The organism is Photobacterium sp. (assembly GCF_033720175.1).
Lineage (GTDB): Bacteria > Pseudomonadota > Gammaproteobacteria > Enterobacterales > Vibrionaceae > Photobacterium.
Map to the genome: position 1 here is coordinate 243,334 of NZ_JAWWDA010000003.1, position 21,192 is coordinate 264,525.

19 protein-coding genes and 1 pseudogene are annotated in these 21,192 nt (G+C 44.2%); 15 read left to right on the plus strand and 5 right to left on the minus strand.

All coding sequences use genetic code 11. The annotated features are described in order from the left end of the window. Positions 1–47 precede the first annotated feature (47 nt). The gene (locus R3289_RS05425; RefSeq protein ID WP_318924464.1) at positions 48–644 is read left to right on the plus strand and encodes an outer membrane beta-barrel protein; all 597 of its coding nucleotides are present in this window, start codon (positions 48–50) and stop codon (positions 642–644) included. Positions 645–843: 199 nt separating this feature from the next. Continuing rightward, positions 844–1,341 (plus strand): GNAT family N-acetyltransferase, encoded by a 498-nt coding sequence (locus R3289_RS05430; protein ID WP_318924465.1) that lies wholly within the window; start codon positions 844–846, stop codon positions 1,339–1,341. Positions 1,342–1,675: 334 nt separating this feature from the next. Here R3289_RS05430 and R3289_RS05435 read toward each other — a convergent pair. The 3 genes and pseudogenes from R3289_RS05435 to R3289_RS05445 all read right to left on the minus strand — a co-directional run bounded on the left by R3289_RS05435 (position 1,676) and on the right by R3289_RS05445 (position 6,684). Then, positions 1,676–2,967: pseudogene (locus R3289_RS05435) on the minus strand (ISNCY family transposase). 447 nt (positions 2,968–3,414) lie between these two features. Then, positions 3,415–5,490 (minus strand): response regulator, encoded by a 2,076-nt coding sequence (locus R3289_RS05440; protein ID WP_318924466.1) that lies wholly within the window; start codon positions 5,488–5,490, stop codon positions 3,415–3,417. A 3-nt stretch (positions 5,491–5,493) separates the two neighbouring features. Next, positions 5,494–6,684, minus strand: coding sequence for an FIST signal transduction protein (locus R3289_RS05445; RefSeq protein WP_318924467.1), 1,191 nt, complete (start codon positions 6,682–6,684; stop codon positions 5,494–5,496). Between the two features lie 150 nt (positions 6,685–6,834). On the opposite strand from R3289_RS05445, the gene R3289_RS05450 reads away from it, so the two are divergent. After that, positions 6,835–7,560, plus strand: a complete 726-nt coding sequence (locus R3289_RS05450) for an SDR family oxidoreductase (RefSeq protein ID WP_318924468.1) — start codon at positions 6,835–6,837, stop codon at positions 7,558–7,560. A gap of 77 nt (positions 7,561–7,637) precedes the next feature. Here the strand turns inward: R3289_RS05450 and R3289_RS05455 are convergent, their stop codons facing one another. Beyond that, on the minus strand, positions 7,638–8,081 hold the full coding sequence (locus R3289_RS05455; RefSeq protein WP_318924469.1) for a hypothetical protein: 444 nt from the start codon (positions 8,079–8,081) through the stop codon (positions 7,638–7,640). 275 nt (positions 8,082–8,356) lie between these two features. Here R3289_RS05455 and ccoN point away from each other — a divergent pair, with 275 nt between their 5' ends. The 10 genes from ccoN (at position 8,357) to uspE (ending at position 17,505) form a co-directional block, all read left to right on the plus strand. After that, a complete protein-coding gene (gene ccoN / locus R3289_RS05460; protein WP_318924470.1) occupies positions 8,357–9,784 on the plus strand; it encodes a cytochrome-c oxidase, cbb3-type subunit I in 1,428 nt (475 codons plus the stop codon). Between the two features lie 12 nt (positions 9,785–9,796). Further along, a complete protein-coding gene (gene ccoO, locus R3289_RS05465; protein ID WP_318924471.1) occupies positions 9,797–10,405 on the plus strand; it encodes a cytochrome-c oxidase, cbb3-type subunit II in 609 nt (202 codons plus the stop codon). Between the two features lie 11 nt (positions 10,406–10,416). Continuing rightward, positions 10,417–10,599: a cbb3-type cytochrome oxidase subunit 3 gene (locus R3289_RS05470; protein ID WP_318924472.1), complete on the plus strand. Its 183-nt coding sequence runs from the start codon at positions 10,417–10,419 to the stop codon at positions 10,597–10,599. Further along, on the plus strand, positions 10,596–11,576 hold the full coding sequence (gene ccoP, locus R3289_RS05475; protein ID WP_318924473.1) for a cytochrome-c oxidase, cbb3-type subunit III: 981 nt from the start codon (positions 10,596–10,598) through the stop codon (positions 11,574–11,576). The genes R3289_RS05470 and ccoP overlap by 4 nt, the downstream gene beginning before the upstream one ends. A 121-nt stretch (positions 11,577–11,697) precedes the next feature. Then, positions 11,698–12,189 (plus strand): FixH family protein, encoded by a 492-nt coding sequence (locus tag R3289_RS05480; protein WP_318924474.1) that lies wholly within the window; start codon positions 11,698–11,700, stop codon positions 12,187–12,189. Beyond that, positions 12,186–14,618: a heavy metal translocating P-type ATPase gene (locus R3289_RS05485; protein WP_318924475.1), complete on the plus strand. Its 2,433-nt coding sequence runs from the start codon at positions 12,186–12,188 to the stop codon at positions 14,616–14,618. The genes R3289_RS05480 and R3289_RS05485 overlap by 4 nt, the downstream gene beginning before the upstream one ends. Next, positions 14,611–14,844 carry a cbb3-type cytochrome oxidase assembly protein CcoS gene (gene ccoS / locus R3289_RS05490; protein WP_318924476.1) on the plus strand — a complete coding sequence of 78 codons (234 nt, stop codon included), beginning with the start codon at positions 14,611–14,613 and terminating at the stop codon, positions 14,842–14,844. Before R3289_RS05485 ends, ccoS begins: the two co-directional genes overlap by 8 nt. After that, on the plus strand, positions 14,841–15,533 hold the full coding sequence (locus R3289_RS05495) for a sulfite exporter TauE/SafE family protein (RefSeq protein WP_318924477.1): 693 nt from the start codon (positions 14,841–14,843) through the stop codon (positions 15,531–15,533). The genes ccoS and R3289_RS05495 overlap by 4 nt, the downstream gene beginning before the upstream one ends. A gap of 74 nt (positions 15,534–15,607) precedes the next feature. Then, positions 15,608–16,360, plus strand: a complete 753-nt coding sequence (locus tag R3289_RS05500) for an FNR family transcription factor (protein ID WP_318924478.1) — start codon at positions 15,608–15,610, stop codon at positions 16,358–16,360. Positions 16,361–16,563: 203 nt separating this feature from the next. Beyond that, on the plus strand, positions 16,564–17,505 hold the full coding sequence (gene uspE / locus R3289_RS05505; protein ID WP_318924479.1) for a universal stress protein UspE: 942 nt from the start codon (positions 16,564–16,566) through the stop codon (positions 17,503–17,505). A gap of 193 nt (positions 17,506–17,698) precedes the next feature. On the opposite strand, the gene R3289_RS05510 is transcribed toward uspE, so the two are convergent. Next, positions 17,699–17,977, minus strand: a complete 279-nt coding sequence (locus R3289_RS05510) for a hypothetical protein (RefSeq protein ID WP_318924480.1) — start codon at positions 17,975–17,977, stop codon at positions 17,699–17,701. Between the two features lie 275 nt (positions 17,978–18,252). Here R3289_RS05510 and ttcA point away from each other — a divergent pair, with 275 nt between their 5' ends. Then, entirely contained in the window at positions 18,253–19,146 is an 894-nt protein-coding gene (gene ttcA / locus R3289_RS05515; RefSeq protein ID WP_318924481.1) for a tRNA 2-thiocytidine(32) synthetase TtcA, read from the plus strand. Between the two features lie 468 nt (positions 19,147–19,614). Then, entirely contained in the window at positions 19,615–21,099 is a 1,485-nt protein-coding gene (locus R3289_RS05520; RefSeq protein ID WP_318924482.1) for a carboxypeptidase M32, read from the plus strand. Positions 21,100–21,192 lie beyond the last annotated feature (93 nt).

Sequence of the window (21,192 nt, forward strand, 5' to 3'; positions counted from 1 at the left end):
TCAATGTAAGAACCTAGGTGTACTTCATACAGCAAGGAAGATTGAAAATGAAACGAACTCTGATTGGATTAAGTATTATCGCCGTATTCGCTTCTGCTCTAGCAAGCGCTGAATCCCACTATGTTAACGCCACAGTTCAGGTAGATAACCCAAAGAAAGGATACATCGGTGGCTCATTGGGTAATACAAAGCTTGATGTATCATCAGAAGAAAAAACACTTAGAGAAAGTGAGGGGGGTTCTTTCAATGATACGGATACTGGTTTTAAGTTATTCGTCGGTTTTCGTTTTCATGAGAACTTTGCAGCTGAAGTGTTTTATGCTGACTTAGGTAAGTTATTGCTTGAAATTAGTGATTTGAGATATACCAGCTCTACTTATGGGGTTTCTGTCTTAGGGATTTTACCTGTGGCTGAACATTTTGAACTTTTCGGTAAAGTAGGGTTTCATGAAACGGATACTGTTGGCGACTCGGAAATTTTAACGTTAATCAATGAGGTTGGCACCAGAAACGGCCCACTATTTGGTATTGGTGCGGCATACAATATAAATCCAGTCTCAATACGAGCTGAATATGAACTATACGAACTTGATGCCGCAGAAGACGTTTCTATGATGTCGGTGGGTATTGCATACAACTTTTAGCGACTTAAGGGATTATTAGAAAAGCACCAAAACAGGTTTGATTCTTCTAGGCAGTGCGATGCCACTGTAGGTCATTGATTATAAATGCCAAAAGGAATAATATGATGTAAGTGAAAGTTATCAATTAGATGGATTATTTATCTTGTTATGTCGAGACACGAAACCAAATCATTGAATATAATGTTAGGCATAGGAAAATATGAATCTCATACAATTAAATCCAATTCAGCTTGATAAGCTTATTAAGTTGGATGAGAAACCTCAAAATTTTCTGTGCTTAGAGGGGGCGATTCCTCCTGGGCATGTCTTGGTTCGTTCGATCAAATATTGTGATAAAGCGATGGATAAAATTTGGGCTCTTCCATATTTCATCCAAAAAAGTAGTCAAATTATTGGTTGTTGTGGTTTTAAAGGTGAGCCTAATAGTAATCGTGTTGAAATCGGCTATAACGTGGCACTAAATGCCCAAGGTTTAGGTGGCGCTACTGCTGCTGTGAAAATACTCAGTCAGATTGCATTTGATTCTGGTGTTATTAATACTGTTGTGGCTTTGATCTCTTCAAGCAATGTGGCTTCGTTGAATGTCGTTCGAAAGAATGGGTTTTTATACAAAGAAATGGTTATCGACGAAGATGGCGAACAATTGGAAAGTTGGGAGTTACATCGTCTTTTCAAACACTTGGAGTCAAATGCCTAACAAAAGTATCATGGTGACGCATTACACTCGGCATTTGCATTTTTGGTTAAAAACCCGAAATCGCGGTTTTTTCATGCCCAGAGGCTAGGGAAGTCGCTTGGCTTTCTTGGCCTGAGCCTTACGGTAGGCTTTCTTTTTCTTTTTGGTGACTGTGTCACTTTGTATTGCTTTAACCCGGTGACCACCACGGGGAACCGCAACGGCGTCACTACATTGGATCGCACCGGCACATAGTCCAGCTCGTACATACGTTTAAGGGCGTGATACTTATCAAACAAATGTCTCCTTTTAAGGTAGTTCATCCTGCTCAGAAACTGGTTGTAGAGTAGGGAAGTCAGCCTTTCTTGGTGCTGGGTTTGAAGTCTTCAGGGTGTATTAAAACCGGGTTAATAGTGCGGAGTTGCTGTTGGACTCGTTGTTGCGCCGTGCGCTTTGGCATTCTTTTACTGCGCTCGCTTTTGCCTTGTTGCTCCACGGCGCCTAGTCGCTTGTGATCAACAATACTGCCTTGGTCAATCTTCGCCAATTTATCAAAGACTTTAAAACCGAGTTTTCGGTGGCCGTACTGGATTGCAATCGTACCATCGGGATAATCCAACACTTTTACCGCCTCTTGTGCCAGTCGGCTGTTTTCTTCAGTAGGATCAATCAGGTAGAGAACCTTGTCGTACTGAAAAGTCAGTGATTTCGATAGCTTACGTACTTCGTGCCAGGCAAAGACATCGTCCAGCTCTGACGGTGCGATGCATGTCTTTGGGATAACAGGCCGGTTTAGCAAACCGCCGGTTAAAGTCAGCAATGAAGTCGGGGAGCCAGGTATTCGTTTGCTCAATCGTATCAATACCCTGAAGGCGCATTTCTTTGACTAAGCGATCCTGTAACGTTTTGTTCGCACGTTCAACGCGACCTTTGGCCTGTGAACTGTTGGCGCAGATTAGTTCGATATTAAGGTCATTGAGCACACGTCCAAACTGGGTCAGTCGCTCAGTCTGAGCATCGCGCTTGCTGACATGAAAGACAGTATGGCGATCGCTGTAAAAAGCCATTGGTTTACCGTGCTGTTCAATATATTCACGCGTTGCAACCATGTAGTCGAAGGCGGATTCGGTTTCACTGAAACGAAGGTTCATCAAACGGCCCGTGGCATCGTCAATGTAAACCAGCAGGCAGCATTTCGAGCTGAGACCTTCAAACCAGTCGTGGTGAGAGCCGTCGATTTGGATCAGTTCACCCAAACAATCACGGCGATGGCGAGGCTGATAGACACGTGGCTTACGTTTGGTGTGCGGAACCCACAGGCCGTTAGCGATCATCCATTGACGCAGGGTTTCCAGAGAGATTTTAATTCCGTGGCATTCAGTGAGTTTTTCATGGGCCAAAATCAAAATATTGTTTGTGTATTATATCGAGGCAGCTAAGCTGAACATCTTCATTAATTTTATTCGAAGATGGTAAGCCACGGCGCTGATGAGTAATACCAACAGCCCCAAGCTTGCGAAAGCGAGTAATCAGTCGCTGAACTTGTCGAACACTCAGCGATAGAATATGTGGAGCATCTGCTCGTCGGATTCGTTTATCACAAACATCTCGGATAGCATTCAGGCGTAAAATCTCTTTGTCATTCATAGTTACCAACATCGTTTGTTAATCTCACATCGACCAGATAGATACTGATCACCGTAGGAAAAACAGGACATTTTCACTTTGCAGAAAAGAGACACTTTAGCTTTGTGGCTACACTCTTAGTGCGCATTATGTATATTATGTTAAATGATTCTCGGGGAACCATAACTTCATGAGTAAGGAGCCTGCTCTGTTATATCAACAACTTATAAACCCCCAAAACTCATTGGAAAAATGGATATTGTGTGTCTACTATAACTTCATTGAACATAATTGTATTTACCATAAAATAGGTAATTAACACTTACTTTAAGCTCTTCTGCAAATGGTCAGTTTGCCTCGATCTTCAAGTTCGTTACTAATTACCGAGCTGAAAACTGTCATAACATTTGCCAGATCCAGATCTGTGCTTAGGCATCCGTGATGCAAAATGGTTTGGGAACAGAAGATTTAAGCCAGCATCTGGTATTTACTGAGTATCTCGTTGAGTTCGGCTGAGCGTATCGGCTTGGCTAAGAAATCATCCATGCCCGCTTTTTCGCATTGGTCTTTATCTGATTGCATCGCATTAGCCGTTAACGCGATTATTGGTATCTGAATGTCTTTTTCGCGTAACAATCTTGTGGCTTGTAATCCATCCAGTACTGGCATTGAAATGTCCATTAAGACAATATCAAACTGCTCATGTTCATTTTGTAATACTCTAACTGCTTCGTCACCGTTATTTGCGATTTGTACTCGGTGGCCGCGCTTTTCAAGCATGAGCTTGGCGACAAGTTGATTGGTATTACTATCTTCAGCAAGCAAAATATTAAGCGATCGTTCTGACGCTGATGACTGCTGTGATAACTCTTTAATCGTTGTTTCTTTGACAGGTATAATTGGAATTGAAACGGTGAAGCAGCTCCCTACGTTTAACGTGCTGCAGAGCGATATTTTTCCGTTCATTTTATTAATCAGATGCTGGCTAATTGCGAGCCCCAATCCTGTACCGCCATAGCGTCGAGTAATGCTGCCATCGGCTTGAATAAACGGATTAAACAGAGTCTTCTGAGCTTTGGCCGCAATGCCTATACCGGTATCGCTCACCGCAATTTCAACTTGTTCATCAATAGTTTTAACGACGACTCGAACAGAGCCCGAGTTGGTGAACTTGATCGCATTGCCAATCAGATTGAACATGACCTGTGCCAGTCGGTTTTTATCGCAAAGCATACTAATAGGTACAGATGGATCTATGTCTGACGTTAGAGCGATGCCTTTCCTAGTCGCTTGCTCTCGCAATTGATTCATAACAAGATTAATACAGTCGGCAAGACACATCTCAGCACTAAATAATTCAAAATTACCAGACTCAATTCGTGACAAATCTAAAATATCATTGATGATCGTAAGAAGCAGTTGAGCAGATTGATCCATCTGGTTCACCCATCCTACCTGCTCATGGTTGAGACCTGAGTCAGATAATGTGTCCATCAAACCTAATACTGCATTCAATGGTGTTCGGATCTCATGGCTCATCATGGCCAGAAACTCTGATTTGGCCTTGCTGGCAGATTCAGCTTGTTTTCGCGCTTGCTGTAGTTCAAACAAACGTTGTTTGCGATGGGTAATGTCTTTGGCTGTTCCCCGATAGCCAATGAGTTTTCCTTGTTTATTGAAATACGGGGTACCACTCAAACTCACCCACAATCCCCCTTCATGTTCGGGTAATTGCCATTCTAAATCTTCGAAAGCTTCTTTTGTCTCTAATTTTTGTACTAGCTGGGCCCGTAATTCTAATTGCTCGCCAAATATTTCAAAAATGCTATTTTCATCAATGATATGGTTTGCTATCTGAGGAGCTGATATATAGGTAAATTGATAATCGGTATCAATTTCCCAAAACCAATCACCGACCGTTTTCGCAAAATCTTTGAATCGTAGCTGGCTATGAGTCAGTTCTTGCGTTCGGGCCGTGACAAGTGATTGAAGACGTTCTCGATAATCAATATCAATAATTGCACGCTCAAGCAAAGGACGAAAACGGTCCAATACTCGGCGGCAGTGCGGTGTAAATTGACTTCGCTCAGAATGGAAAAGAAGGAGTAATGCGTCCCCTGTGCTTACTTTGACCCCTGTCATTAAAGCTGACTGACAGTCATTAAGCATCTCCGAACTCAATGGTTTAAATTCATTAACATTTTTTGGTGAAAACAACGCCACACTCTCACCATTCAGGCAACGGGAAAAAGTGTTTTCTACCGTCCAGACACTGGATTCAAAAACCGGGCAAGTCGTTACCAGTTCTTGTAGCTGTGAATTTTCATCATCTCGGGTAAGAACCAGTGCATGCTCGAAATCAATGTACTTTCGTAGTACGGACAATAAACTATTAAATACCTGTCGTTTATTGTTAGCACCCGCCATGGCGGAGATCCCGGCAAGAATCGCTGAATTTTCATCCCTTAATTGCTTTTCTCTATCCTGACTCCGCAATAAATCAAGTAATGTCTCTTGTAGTTTCTCTGATTCAAAACTTGGCATTTATTAATCCCTATGAAATAAAACAGCTGAGATCATTAAATTGCCATGCGCATTCTCGCCACCAATAAATTGCCCTTGTTCACCAAATGTGAATGGGCAGACAAAAGGAGCTGCATGCATGGCCCGATTCACATAATGGGCGACTTGATGCATTCTATGTTGTACTTTTAACATGCAACCGGCACAGTATATGGTGATCCCGCCTATGGGATCTAACTCCCGACTGTTATTGAGGTCATTAGCCGAATCAATGACCCTACCCGCTCTGGTAACCAGGCGTTCTTCAGTGCCTGCCATCAAATAGACTCGTTCGCCTTCCTCGACCGTAGCAAACAGCTCAATCCCCCCTCTTTTCGTGACTGTTCTCGGATGAGCGAGTTTAAAATAGGGTAAATCATGTACTTTTCCCGCCACTCGCCCTAAGGGACTTAAAGTGCTTAAGCTACTTTCGCTAATAATGCTCTCGGTATTGTCAGTGTTTGCGTTTTTATCCAGCCAGTTCTGATACATTTTAATGGCGGGTTGGTTATCCAGTTCAATAATTTCCCGCCCTTCGACACGAGTCACTATGGCTGACATGCCGGTAGAGGCATAACCAGAATGAAACGAATAGCTCACTTGGCAGGAAGGATAAAACACACATAAACCTACGCCATTTTGGGTGCTTTGCTCATGAGTAAATAACTTCCAGTTCCCTTGTGCAAAATCATCAGCAGCACTGCCCCCGATAATAGGAACCGAGGGACCAAGCTCATGTTCTATCCCCTTGATAATGTCTTCTTCGTTTCCTGGCGTTGCATGCAGTAAAATTAAGGCCGGAAGTTCGCCGGGTCGGCCGCTATTTTCAATTGCGCGTAATACCGCTTGGCGAGCTATGTCGAAGGGAGCTTGATTGGTTGAGACAATGGCGGTGCCAAATGCACCGGTGTTGTCATTTATTGCCCATAGTGCAATACCTTCGCCACGGTTATAGCCTTCATCGGTCATAACTCCCTGACAAGACGAACACCCTAATATCTGTGCGTGAGGATAGGCTTGCTGCAGGCTTGTCTGAAGCAGACTCTCATCATAATGTTCTGAAAAATAGACTAATACCAGCTTGGGGTTCGCTATTTTCAGATCCAGCTTGCTGATAGCATCTGAAATAGCATGTTCGGATAAATGAAAGGCAGAGAAACTGGTTGCTATATCCATATTGATTTACTGTTAATTATCACTTTTTTCCATAATAGACACTTTTCACTCAGCAATCAGTAAGTAATCTCATTTTATGACTAAAGTCTGATGTTTATTAGCCGCTAATGAATAATATCAGAGCAAACTGTCGAAAACTGAAGGGAATCAATGACGAGTAAAGTAATTTTGGTGACGGGTGGTGCGAACGGTATTGGCAAGGGTATTTGCAAAACACTCGTTAAGACTAATGCGATTGTCATCGCGATTGACATGAATGAAGAAGCCGGATTTGAATTGGTTGCAGAAGAGCCTCGGATTCGATTTCGGTGTGCGGATGTTACCGTTGAATCAGAACTTGCTGCGGTGATTAGCGAAATTGGTTCGCAGTTTGGTCAATTAGATGGGCTGGTCAATAACGCTGCAATAGCCAATCCTTATAATTCTCCTTTAGATCTATTAGATATTTATGATTGGAACCGGGTGCTGCAAGTTAACTTAACTGCGCCTGTAATGTTAACCAAACTTTGCCTACCGTTACTGAGAGAGTCAAAAGGTGCGGTGGTTAATATTAGCTCAACTCGCGCACAACAGTCTGAACCGAATACAGAAGCCTACAGCGCATCCAAAGGAGGACTGGTTGCATTGACGCATGCCTTAGCAAACAGTTTAGGGCCTGATATCCGGGTTAATTGCATCTCTCCGGGCTGGATCAATACAGCAGATAAAACATTACGCTCTGTTGATGAACAGCAACACTTAACAGGACGAGTTGGCCATGTTGATGATGTCGCTTCTATGGTAACGTTTTTGCTCAGTGAACAATCTGGATTTATCACCGGGCAAAATTTCACCCTGGATGGCGGGATGACGAAGAAGATGTTTTATGCCCCATAAAAACAGATGACATTAAGGCGTAGTTTGCCACGCCTTAATGTCATATAGATTGGTGCTGCCAGCGTCTCAACTTTAAATTATTTTATCACGGTAAATTTCACAATAACCTTTTTACCGCCCTGCTCCAGATTCATCCGCCAGTCCATTTTAGGGTGAACACAAGCCGGAACACTAAAATGTCCCAACCAAACGTCCCCTTTTTGTTCAAAAATGACCGGTATCGTCCCCATAAACATATCAATACCTTCAACGGTGGCCGTCGGCTTAACATTTACGTTACCGATTTGTACGATCAGGGGGGATTCCGCGACAGCGGGCGAAGGCGATAAGATGATCTCCAGCTCTTGTTGTTCCTCTTCGAATACACACGTTCCAGCTTTAACCTGACATTGAGTAGCCTTGTCATCTGCTGGTTTCGAGTCATTATATGTAATTGTTCTCCATACAAATGCCGCCATTAAAACTGTCATTAAAAATATGATTTGAATTAATCGGGCTTTTGTTAGTTTTTCTGCTGCCATTTTTCCATACTTCCCGTGTTACAGGTGTCAAAGTTTTCAAATAAATGTTGCTTAACCGTAAATGACGTGTGGGCATTACGCTGTCATTCAGTTGTTAAGTGAAGTATTATTGGCATTGAAAATGCCACTTTTACAATAAAATAGCAATTTGATTGTTGAGTTGTTTGAAAAAGCAACAAGACATTTAACAAGCTTTGGGTGGCATTGCGACAACTCGTTGTTCGCACAAGGAAAGTAAGAGTGTAGTTAAAAAATTCAAAGTGGAAGCATGCAATATGAGCGAAGTAAAGCAGCTTGAAGAAAGCTACAACTATACGGTCGTACGTCAATTTACCTTAGTCACCATACTATGGGGAATTGTCGGTATGGGCGTTGGTGTATTAATTGCCGCTCAGCTGGTGTGGCCAGCGCTAAACTTCGATACCCCTTGGTTGACATACAGCCGTCTGCGTCCATTGCATACTAATGCAGTGATCTTCGCATTCGGTACCAGTGCGTTATTTGCTACGTCTTATTACGTAGTTCAGCGTACTTGTCAAACAAGACTATTCGGTGGGAAGTTAGCAGCGTTCACCTTCTGGGGCTGGCAAGCAGTTATCCTTTCCGCGGCAATCTCACTGCCGATGGGCTGGACCTCTGGTAAAGAATACGCAGAGCTGGAATGGCCGATTGATATCGCCATTACAGCTGTATGGGTAGCCTATGCCATTGTCTTTTTCGGTACCATGATCAAAAGAAAGACCTCGCACATTTATGTTGCGAACTGGTTCTTCGGTGCCTTTATTTTAACGGTAGCAGTACTTCACATTGTGAATAGTCTGGCTATCCCCGTCTCTATGACTAAATCCTATTCGGTTTATTCAGGAGCCGTGGATGCGATGGTCCAGTGGTGGTACGGGCACAACGCGGTAGGTTTCTTACTTACAGCGGGCTTCTTAGGCATGATGTACTATTTTGTTCCTAAGCAAGCCGGTCGTCCTGTTTACTCATACCGTCTATCTGTTGTGCACTTCTGGGCACTGATTTCGTTGTATATCTGGGCTGGTCCTCACCACCTTCATTATACTGCCCTGCCTGACTGGACTCAGTCGCTAGGTATGGTGATGTCGCTGGTTCTGTTTGCGCCATCATGGGGCGGCATGATCAACGGTATCATGACGCTTTCCGGGGCCTGGCATAAGCTGCGTTATGATCCAATCCTCCGTTTCTTAGTGGTTTCATTGTCTTTCTACGGTATGTCTACCTTCGAAGGCCCGATGATGGCGATTAAGACGGTCAACGCTCTTTCTCACTATACTGACTGGACCATCGGTCATGTTCACTCTGGTGCGTTAGGTTGGGTTGCAATGGTTTCTATCGGTTCTATTTATCACCTGATCCCTAAATTGTTTGGCCAAGGTCGTATGTACTCAGTAAAACTGATCAACGTTCACTTCTGGCTGGCAACGATTGGTACGGTTCTGTATATCGTAGCAATGTGGATTTCCGGTGTTATGCAGGGCCTGATGTGGCGTGCGGTCAATACAGACGGCACCCTGACATATAGCTTCGTAGAGTCTCTACAAGCGTCCTATCCGTTCTACTTTGTTCGTTTTGTTGGTGGTTTCATCTTCCTGAGTGGCATGTTCCTAATGGCGTACAACGCCTATAAGACCATTTCTGCGCCGAAAGAAAGCCTGCAAGCAACAGAACAACCAGCATAAGGAGTTCGACAGATGAGCAATCGTCATGAAATTGTAGAAAAGAATGTCGGCCTCCTGGCGATCCTTATTGTTATCGCCATCAGTTTTGGTGCGCTGGTAGAAATTACACCGCTTATTTATCAGGAGCAGACGACAGAGCCGGTTGAAAATCTGCGCCCTTATACGGCGTTAGAAATGGAAGGTCGTGACATTTATATCCGTGAAGGCTGTAACGTTTGTCACAGTCAGATGATTCGTCCTTTCCGTTCTGAAACAGAACGCTATGGTCACTACTCCGTTGCCGGTGAAAGTGTATGGGAACACCCGTTCCTTTGGGGCTCGAAACGTACTGGCCCTGACTTAGCTCGCGTTGGCGACCGATACTCTGATGACTGGCACCGTGTGCATTTGCGTGATCCTCGCGCTGTTGTACCTGAGTCAAATATGCCTGGCTTCCCTTGGTTGGAAGAAAATGAGCTTGATGGAAAACTCACGTCTAAAAAGCTTGCTCTTTTCCGAGATACTTTTGGTGTTCCGTACACTGAAGAGCAAGTTGCTAATGCCAGCGAAGACGTGAAAGGCAAGACTGAAATGGATGCTGTTATTGCTTACCTTCAGTCACTTGGTCACGCGATGAAATAAGGAGATACCACATGGATATTATAACCATTCATAGTGTTTGGACTGTTGTGTTGTTCATCAGCTTCATTGGTGTTTTCTTTTGGGCATACAGTAAGCGCCGCAAATCTGACTTTAATGAAGCTGCAAATTTGGTGTTTGCAGATGAAGATAAAGATTTGATTACGCGTGAGAATGACAGGAGTCAGGAAGCATGACTACGTTTTGGAGTCTATGGATTAGCGTCATCACTATTGGCAGCCTGGTTGCTATTGCTGGCCTGCTTTACTGGTGTAGCAAAGATACCATGGGTGTTGAAGAAGGCGAAGATATGGGGCACGAATACGACGGTATTCGTGAAATCAATAACCCACTGCCTAAATGGTGGTCCTACATGTTTTGGGCCACGTTAGTCTTCAGTGTGCTTTATTTATTCCTTTATCCGGGATTAGGTAATTACAAAGGCTTTTTAGGTTGGCAAAGTTCAGATCAGACCGTTCGTTCTATTGAAGAGTCTCGCGTATCTGTCGCTAGCGCCCAACAAGACAAGCGCTTGGATCAATATGCAAAAGAGTTGGATGAAGCTGAAGCAAAATTCGGTGAAACATTTAAAACTCTGGCATACGACGAGTCAGGTAACACCCTGCTTCCTATTACGGAGATTGCCGGTAATTCAGAAGCAATTAAAGTTGGCCAGCGTCTGTTTATTCAGAACTGTTCGCAATGCCATGGTTCTGATGCTCGTGGCCAAGCGGGCTTCCCTAACCTAACCGACGATGCCTGGTTATATGGCGGTGAGGCTGAAACGATCAAAACAACCATCATGAATGGTCGTATTGGAGTGATGCCGGCCTGGGGAGATGTGCTGGGTAAAGACGGGGCTAAAGAAGTCACTAGTTATGTACTTAGCCTGTCTGGTCGAAAAGTGAATGCCAAAGAGGCAGCCGCGGGTAAACAACGCTTCGTTGTTTGTGCAGCCTGCCACGGTACAGATGGTAAAGGTAACCCTGCATTTGGTGCCCCTGACTTAACGGATAGCACTTGGCTGTATGGCGGTTCTCGTCGCGCGGTTGAAGCGACGGTTATGCATGGTCGTCAAGGCGTGATGCCAGCATGGAACGGTGTATTGGATGAAGATAAAATTCAACTCATTTCTGCCTATGTATGGAACTTGACTAACGATACCGACAAGTAGTATTTACTTTTAATAATCAGTTACATGTTAATGATGAAATTAGCAATAATAACTGAGACATAATACTTGGCCCCTGTTATTTTCAGGGGCTAATACCCTCTATTCTTCAAAGGTAATCATCATGCAAAAGCCATGGTATAAGCAGTTTTGGCCTTGGTTCGTTATTGCTATTCCTGCAACGTCGGTAATCTACAGCCTTACCGCTGTCTATATCTTTTCCCAAAACCAGGTCGATCTTGTTGCAGAAGATTATTACAAGGAAGGCAAAGCCATTAATGTCGATCTTTCTCGCCTGCGAGTCTCTGATGCATTAAAGCTGAAAGCTTCGGTTAATGTTGATGAAAACAGTATCGTATTGAATTTTGATAAAGGTGATCTCGCAGCCTATCCAAACTTGCGTGTTACCTTTACCCACCGTACGCTGGCCAATAATGATTTCACCCAGATGGTCAGTGCCGATCTGAAAGGAACTTATCGCTTTAACGCCCCAGAGCCTCTGCAGGGCCCTTGGTTTGTTGAGCTTGAACCATTTGATGGCGATTGGATGTTGCAAGGTCGTGTTAACTTACCAACGTCCGACCCGATTTCGTTGTACGGGCAGATCAAGGAATGACAACAGATACAAACAGAATTATTGACTGTTATCATTGCGGTGATCCTGTTCCGCAGGATTGCCACTATGAAGTTGAGATCCTGGGCAAAACGCGTGATATGTGTTGTCCCGGGTGTCAAGCTGTCGCAACAACCATCGTTGAAAGCGGGCTGACCTCTTATTATGAGTACCGTACCGCGCCGGCGGAAAAAGCCGAGTTAGTTCCGCAAAAACTAAAATCGTTATTACTGTATGATCATGAAGAAGTTCAGCAGGAATTTGTTCGTGATGTCGAAAACAGTAAAGAGGTCTCCCTCTCCCTTGACGGTGTTTCATGTGCGGCATGTGCCTGGCTCATCGAAAAGCAGTTAATGCGTGAATCAGGGGTCGTTTCAATTCGGGTCAATACCACGACTCACCGGGCCTTACTAAAATGGGATCCTGCAAAAGCCAAACTCAGTCATCTTCTTTCTGCCATTCATCAACTGGGTTACAAAGCCGCACCTTTTGAAGCTGATGCTCAAGAGCAGCAATATCACAATGCCATGAAGCAATACCTTTATCGCTTAGGTGTTGCCGGTATTGCGACCATGCAGGTCATGATGCTCGCGGTTGCTTTATATTTTGAAGTGTTCGGTGATTTAGATACCGAATTCAGAAACTACCTTCGTTGGGTCAGTTTAATTTTTGCCACACCAGTACTGCTCTATTCTGCCCTACCTTTTTATCTCAATGCCTGGCGTAATATAAAAGCCCGAACCCTGGGCATGGATGTTCCTGTCTCGATTGCGTTATTGTTTGCCTACGTCGCCAGTTTATATGCCACCGTGATGGAGAAAGGCGAAGTCTTCTTCGAGTCCATCTCGATGTTTACCTTCTTTCTCTTGCTTGGCCGTTTTCTTGAAATGCGCGCCCGCCGCCATGCTGCAGCAGCCAGTGCAAACTTATTGAAATTAGTTCCTGCAATGGCCACGCTGAAAAATGGCTCTCAGGTTGCGGCGAAAACATTGAAAGTCGGTGACGTTGTCACTATTCTTCCAGGTGAAAGCGTGCCTGCCGATGGTGAGATTTTACAGGGTGAAACAACCATTGATGAATCCATGTTGACCGGGGAACCGATGCCGGTCCCGCGCCGGGTCGGTGAACAAATCTTTGCCGGAACCATTAATGGTGAAGGTAACATTACGCTTAAAGTCATGCAGGACCGTCAGAATTCGTTGATTTCCAACATTGTCCGCCTGCAAGATGAAGCACAGATGTCGAAGCCGAAGGTGGCCGTTCTGGCCGATGTCGTGGCACGTTACTTCGTCGCTGGGATCTTGATTATTGCGGCGGGTACATGGCTGTACTGGCATCAACACCGACCCGACGATGCGCTTTGGATCACCCTGGCGGTTTTGGTTGCGACCTGTCCTTGCGCCTTATCACTCGCCACCCCAACGGCATTAACATGCTCGACGTCAAGTTTAGGGCGTTTGGGCATTCTGCTTCGCCGTGGTCACGTGCTCGAAACACTGTGCAAGGTTAACCAGTTAGTCATTGATAAAACAGGCACTCTAACGGAAGGCAATGTTCGCCTTGTTGATACTCAGCTATTCGGTCATTTTACCCAGCTACAGGCGCTGTCTTTTGCTGCAGAGCTGGAACAATTTGCCAACCACCCTATTGCCAAGGCATTTGCTGCTTACCGTGGCCGATCTATCGAAGACGAAGATTTCCGATATGACTTTGAGTCTGTTGAAAATGTGATTGGTTGCGGTTTGAAAGGCCAGCGTAACCGTCAGGAATGGCGGATTGGCCAACTTCCGTTTGTACTGGAACATAATCCTAACGCTGAAGTACTGATAAATAGTGCGGATAATAGCTACCAGGTCTGGATGTCATGCGATCGCCAATTGGTGGCTGCATTCAAATTAGACGATCCAATTCGTCATGATAGTGCAGAGCTCGTTCAGCAATTTCAGACTGCCGGCATTCAAGTCACGATGTTAACGGGTGACAATTCTATCAGCGCCCAGGCTGTTGCAGACAAACTCCAAGTCAATAAGCTCGTGTCAGGTGTCACACCAGAAGGAAAACTTGCTTATTTGCGTAGCCTTGAGACAACTGATGTCGCCCTTATGATTGGTGATGGTGTCAATGATGCACCCGTGCTGGCCGGTGCCCACCTGTCTGTCGCCATGGGCGGTGGTACAGATGTTGCGAAATCATCGGCAGATATGGTGCTGTTAGGGGATCAGCTCTCACGAATTTTGCGCGCACGACAGCTGGCTTTGCGCACCAAAAAAATCATCCGTGAAAACCTGCTTTGGGCCTTGGGGTATAACCTCGTTATTCTACCGCTGGCGGTTGCAGGTTTTGTTGCTCCTTACATTGCGGTGGTTGGCATGTCAGCCAGCTCAATCATTGTTGTATCAAATTCTTTAAGGTTATTAAAAGAAAATGGCTAGTCTTTATATCTTAATACCGATTGCCATTGTGTTTGTCTGCATTGCTGTTGCGATCTTCTTATGGGCAGTAAAGTCCGAACAGTTCGAAGATCTGGAGCGTCAGGGCTATAATATTCTGTTTGATGAAAATGAACCCGATGCAAAATCGACGGTGCAAGATCAGACATCAGACCATAAGGCAGACGATCGCATAACGAAAACAAATGATACAGGCACGCCGTCGTGAACATCGACTTCTATGCAGCCTTTATCATTGGCCTGATGGGGGCCGGACATTGTTTCGGTATGTGCGGCGGTGTGGCCGCGGCACTTACCTTAGGCATGCCGGGCCAACATATGGCAGAGAAAAAACGGCATAACCGCTGGCTTTACCTTGTCTGTTATAATTTTGGCCGATTGATCTCTTATGCTATTGCCGGTGCAATTATTGGTGGCGCTTTCGCGGGGATGGCAGCTTATAGCGGTTATGCGACGGCTCTGATCTCACTACGCATATTTGCAGCTATTATGATGATCTGCCTTGCGCTGTATTTGGGGCAGTGGTGGCAAGGATTAACCAAAATTGAACATGTCGGGCAATTTTTCTGGCGCTTTATTTCACCGACAGCGAAATCATTATTACCGTTAAAGTCCCCGCTGTCTGCCCTGCCTTTTGGCTTGCTTTGGGGCTGGTTACCATGCGGATTAGTTTACTCAACACTGAGCTGGGCAGCCGTATCTGGCAGTGCCTTTGGCGGGGCAAGTGTTATGCTGGCATTTGGTTTAGGCACGCTTCCTGCAATGCTTCTTGTGGGCTCAGTTGCCGAACAGTTGAAGCGGTTATTGAGAAATTTATTTTTCAAACGTGCAAGTGCCTTACTGTTACTGACTTATGGCATCCATACTGGTTACATTGCAATCAAACAATTATTGTGAGGTTTTTTAATACTCGTAATAATGCTTCATAATATGTTAAAATATTGACCTACATCAAATTGGTTAGCAGGATTATGATTTCAGACAAACTTACAACCAAACGTGTCCAGTTAGGTGGGTGTGCTATCCACTGCCAGGATTGCAGTATTAGTCAGTTGTGTATCCCATTCACACTGAATGAGTCTGAGTTAGATCAATTAGATCACATTATTGAGCGCAAAAAGCCGATCCAAAAGGGCCAGGAGCTTTTTAAAGCGGGCGATGAACTTAAAGCTCTTTATGCGATTCGTTCTGGCACAATCAAGAGCTACACGATTACAGAACAAGGTGATGAGCAGATCACTGCATTCCACCTTGCCGGTGATCTTGTTGGTTTTGATGCCATCAATGAAATGATGCACCCCAGTTTTGCCCAGTCGCTTGAAACGTCGATGGTATGTGAAATTCCATTTGAGACCCTTGATGACTTATCTGGAAAAATGCCGAAACTTCGTCAGCAAATCATGCGACTGATGAGCAATGAGATCAAAGGTGATCAGGAAATGATACTTTTGCTTTCAAAGAAAAATGCCGAAGAACGTTTAGCTGCATTCCTGTACAACCTTTCGCTACGATTTTCTCAGCGCGGTTTTTCTCCTCGTGAGTTCCGTCTGACAATGACCCGTGGTGATATCGGTAATTACCTTGGTTTGACGGTAGAAACCATCAGCCGTTTATTAGGCCGTTTTCAAAAGTCCGATATGCTAAGTGTTAAGGGAAAATACATTACTATCATTGATCACGATGAGCTTTCTCGTCTTGCTGGTGTCAGTAAAAAGAACACGTAATTGTCTGTTTTATCTGTTTGCAAAAAAAAAGTGATACATCCATTAGAGATGTATCACTTTTTTTATATTTATCGGTATATGCACTCCACTTAATCTCTTCTATACGTTACAGTTAATATACTAATCGGGTAAGTCTTGCGTTAAATCAGAGCTCTATGTCTGATTAGTATTGATACCAACACATGTTGTGTCAGGGGGCTGTTATGAAAAAATATAATAATATTCTTGTTGTTGTCGATCAAACTCAGGACCATCAACCGGCTTTATCTCGTGCCGTTCATCTTGCCAGCAAGTCTTCCGGGGTGAAAATTACCGTCTTTCTTGCTATCTACGATTTTTCTTATGAAATGACTTCTATGCTTTCTGCTGAGGAACGCCAGGCAATGCGCCGCGGCGTGGTGGTTCAGCGTGAGGAATGGTTAAAAGATATTATTCGTCCGTATCAGAAAGAAGGGAATGATATCGACGTTCTGGTTGTCTGGCACAACCGTCCATATGAAGCCATCATAGCCGAAGTTTTCAGCAACCATCATGACTTGTTGATTAAAGCAACTCATGAGCATGACAAAATTGGCTCTGTTATTTTCACGCCAACGGATTGGCATTTATTACGTAAATGCCCCTGCCCTGTATTAATGGTGAAAGATCACAGCTGGCCAGATAATGGGAAAATACTTGCATGTGTGAACCTCGCCGCTGAAAGTGAAACGCATGATGCTCTCAACGATGCGATTGTAAGTGAAGCGCAGTGTATTGCCGATATTTTAGGGGCAGAAGTCAATCTGTTAAACGCCTATCCGGCAACGCCCGTTAATATCACCATAGAGTTGCCTGAATTTGACCCCGCCTCATACAGTGATGCGGTTCGCGGCCATCATTTAATATCGATGAAAGCATTACGCCATAAACATAGTATTGCTGAAGAGCAGACCCATGTTGTTGAGGGGTTGCCTGAAGATGTCATTCCCAAAGTGGCAAAAGAGTTAGATGCTGAATTAGTGATCCTGGGGACAACAGGACGCACAGGCTTATCTGCTGTATTTATTGGCAACACCGCTGAGCATACAATTGATAGCTTAAATTGTGATTTACTGGCGCTAAAACCTGAAGGGTACGTTAGTCCGTTAGCGCCAAATATCGATTAATGTAACGACTCTCAATGCTCTATTTCGCGCTCTCACAAAAACGCTTCTGATTCAGAGGCGTTTTCTTTTACCGCTATCGGCATGTGACTAACACAATGCGTTGCTACTATGGGCTTTAATCAACCGGTATGGCGGGTAACGGCACGGGCTTGGTTGGATCTTTTTGCTTAATTTTATCTTTGTTCTCTGTCAGTCATTTAGTCCACGCAGTGATATAGAGCTCGTTGACAATTTCATCGCAATATTTATGGTTAAGCCCGCGACGTGTCCACTCACTGGCAATTGCTACCCGTGTCTGCGTTGTACTCCGACCATACGCGTACGTTTCACATATTTCCAAATTCGACATCTGCTGAGCGGTTTTCGTTACCGTACTGCTACGCATACCGACTTGTGAAGCTTGATTGGCAGTACAGCCGGTCATAGCTAGTGCTGCTGTTGCAAGTATCAACCCAAGATTCGTTTTCTTCATCTTCTTTCCTTTGTCATATCGCAGGTTAACGATAAGAATGGCTGAAATTATACATACTTATCACAGTAAGTGATTATGAAACCTATTTTTTGAGGTCTTGCTCGAAACAGAAATCGATAAAATTACCGAACGGTTCTTAACCAAACATACATCCTTGATGCGCCTTCTTAACTGGATTTGAAGATAACTTTCCAGAAAATGTAAAAAAGCATTATAATCCCCCGCTAATCCATCAGCTGTTCACTACTTTAATTACGGTAGTACGAGATTTGAGAATGAATCAAAAAGATACAAGAAAAGAAACCCTTGAGTTCAATAAGCTGCAAAAAAAGCTTCGACGTAATGTTGGCAATGCTATCACTGACTACAACATGATTGAAGAGTCTGATGTCGTCATGGCATGTATCAGTGGCGGGAAAGATTCTTTTGCCATGCTTGATATTTTATTGAGCTTACAAAAAGCGGCCCCTATCAAATTTGACGTTATTGCCGTTAACTTGGATCAAAAGCAACCTGGGTTTCCTGATCATATCTTGCCAAAATATTTTGAATCTCTTGGTATCCCGTATTATATCGTTGATAAAGATACCTATTCAGTGGTTAAAGAAAAAATCCCTGAAGGCAAAACTACGTGTGGCCTTTGCTCTCGTTTAAGAAGAGGCACGTTGTACTCGTTTGCTGAAAAGATCGGCGCAACGAAGATTGCCCTTGGCCACCACATGGACGACATTGTTGAAACTATGTTTCTTAATATGTTCCATGGTTCACGCTTAAAAGCAATGCCGCCGAAGCTTCGTTCTGACGACAAGCGTAATGTGGTTATTCGCCCACTAACCTATTGTCGTGAAAAAGATTTAATCGCTTTCGCCGAGCAGCGTGAATTCCCGATTATCCCATGTAACCTGTGTGGCTCTCAGGAAAATCTTCAACGACAAAATATCAAAGCAATGCTTATTGACTGGGACAAGAAAACACCAGGTCGTGTTGAGAGCATCTTTAAATCCATTCAGAACGTCAGTCCGAGTCAGTTAGCCGACAGAAATTTATTCGATTTCAATGAGCTGCCATTGGATCGTACGACAGAAAGAGCGGAATACGAGTTTAAAGAAGCAGAGGTTTCCTCTTCGAATATTGACGAATCGATGTTTATTGATGTGACAAATATTTAATCCGGAATATCCAGCGGAGGGCAAATCTCCGCTGTAAAATCAGTATTCTGATTTTAATCGTGTAGACCCGGAAGCCACCTTAACCTCCCTGCCTACATCACACGGTAAGTGTTTGTAAAATCTGTAAGTTCAGTACTTGGCAGATCCTGTGATAACGGACTTTAACCATTTCAATTAAACATCTTCGTTGTATTTAGGCGCCAGCATAAATCTCTGCCCCAGAGCCAAAAAATCTATATATCTACCATTGAGTAAAGCATCAATGACTTTTTTTCATGGACCTCTACACGATTAAAATCAGAATAAAAAACCGCTAACGATATAATCACCCATCACTGGCAACTTTTTAGTCATACATAACGTGAATAATAATCATAATGTACCATTTACTACTAAAGGCATTTTTTATCTCTTCGTTTATCGATATCCTTAGAGGTTAACGCTTTTAAGTCTACGCAAGGACTGATGATGACTTACTATCAAAAACTAGAACAACATTATAAAAAATATGCCCGTTTAAGCCACCTTGGTGCTATCTGTGGTTGGGACCAGGCTTCAATGATGCCCGCTGGTGGTAATGAAGCCCGTTCAGAAGCCATGGCGGAATTGGCCGTGTTGTCTCACCAGTTACTCACGGAACCTCAATTAGCCGATTGGTTTGATCTCGCAGAGCACGAATCCCTTGCCGATGAAGAACAGATTAGCCTGAAAGAGATGAAACGCAGCTGGCAGATGGCCAACCTACTGCCACAATCTTTGGTTCAGGAACAATCGCTGACAGGGTCAAAATGTGAACATGCCTGGCGGACACAACGTGCTGAAAACAATTGGCATGACTTTAGTAAGAACCTTGAACCCGTCGTCAGACTTGCGCGAAAAGAAGCTCAGCTACGCTCAGAAGAGACGGGGTTAAGCCGTTATGACGCGTTGCTTGATCTTTATGAGCCAGGTATGACGACCAAAGAGTTAGATCAACTGTTTGCTGATCTTAAATCATGGTTACCATCGTTCATTCATCAAGTACAAGAGAAGCAGGCGACTGAAACGGTGATCGCACCTCAAGGCCCATTCCCAATTGAAGCTCAAAAAGAGATCAGCCTGGAAGTGATGAATAAACTGGGCTTCGATTTTAATCATGGCCGTTTGGATGTCAGTGTCCATCCATTTTGCGGCGGTGTTCCAACCGATGTTCGCATTACAACCCGCTATGATGAAGAAGATTTCACCTCAGCGCTGATGGGCGTTATTCATGAAACGGGCCATGCCCGTTATGAGCAAGGCCTTCCAGCTCAATGGCACAACTTACCAGCGGGTGAAGCCCGTTCGATGGGCCTTCACGAATCGCAAAGTTTATTTTTTGAGATGCAGTTGGCACGCAACGAGACCTTTATTGGTTTACTGGCGCCTTTGGCTCAAGATGCTTTCATGCGCCCAGATGATAAGGCATTAACAAGCGACAACCTTGCACTTGTCAGCACCCGTGTTAAGCCTGATTTTATTCGTGTTGATGCTGACGAAGTCACCTACCCGGCCCATATCATATTACGGTATGAAATCGAGCGTGACTTGATTGAGGGTAATATCGAGGTTGCTGATATTCCCGAACTTTGGGATAAAAAAATGAATGAACACCTTGGGTTGTCTACCAAAGGTAATTATACCGATGGCTGTATGCAAGATATCCACTGGACCGACGGCAGCTTCGGCTATTTTCCGTCGTATACCTTGGGCGCAATGTATGCGGCGCAGTTTATGGCAGCAATGCGTACAGAAATGAACATCGAGAACCTGATCCGCGAACGAAACCTGACGCCGATTTTCAACTGGCTAGATAAGCATGTATGGAAGAAAGCGAGTACGCTCTCGACAGATCAGATCCTGATTAATTCAACAGGAGAGCGCCTGAATCCAGAATACTTCAAAAAACACCTTATTGATCGTTATCTGAAGTAATCGCGCCTCAATCATCATGTGGAGGTTGTTAATCAACCTTCACTTAGTTGTCTTTACCAATTTCAATCTGGCGGTAGCTCTGCACAGTTGCTA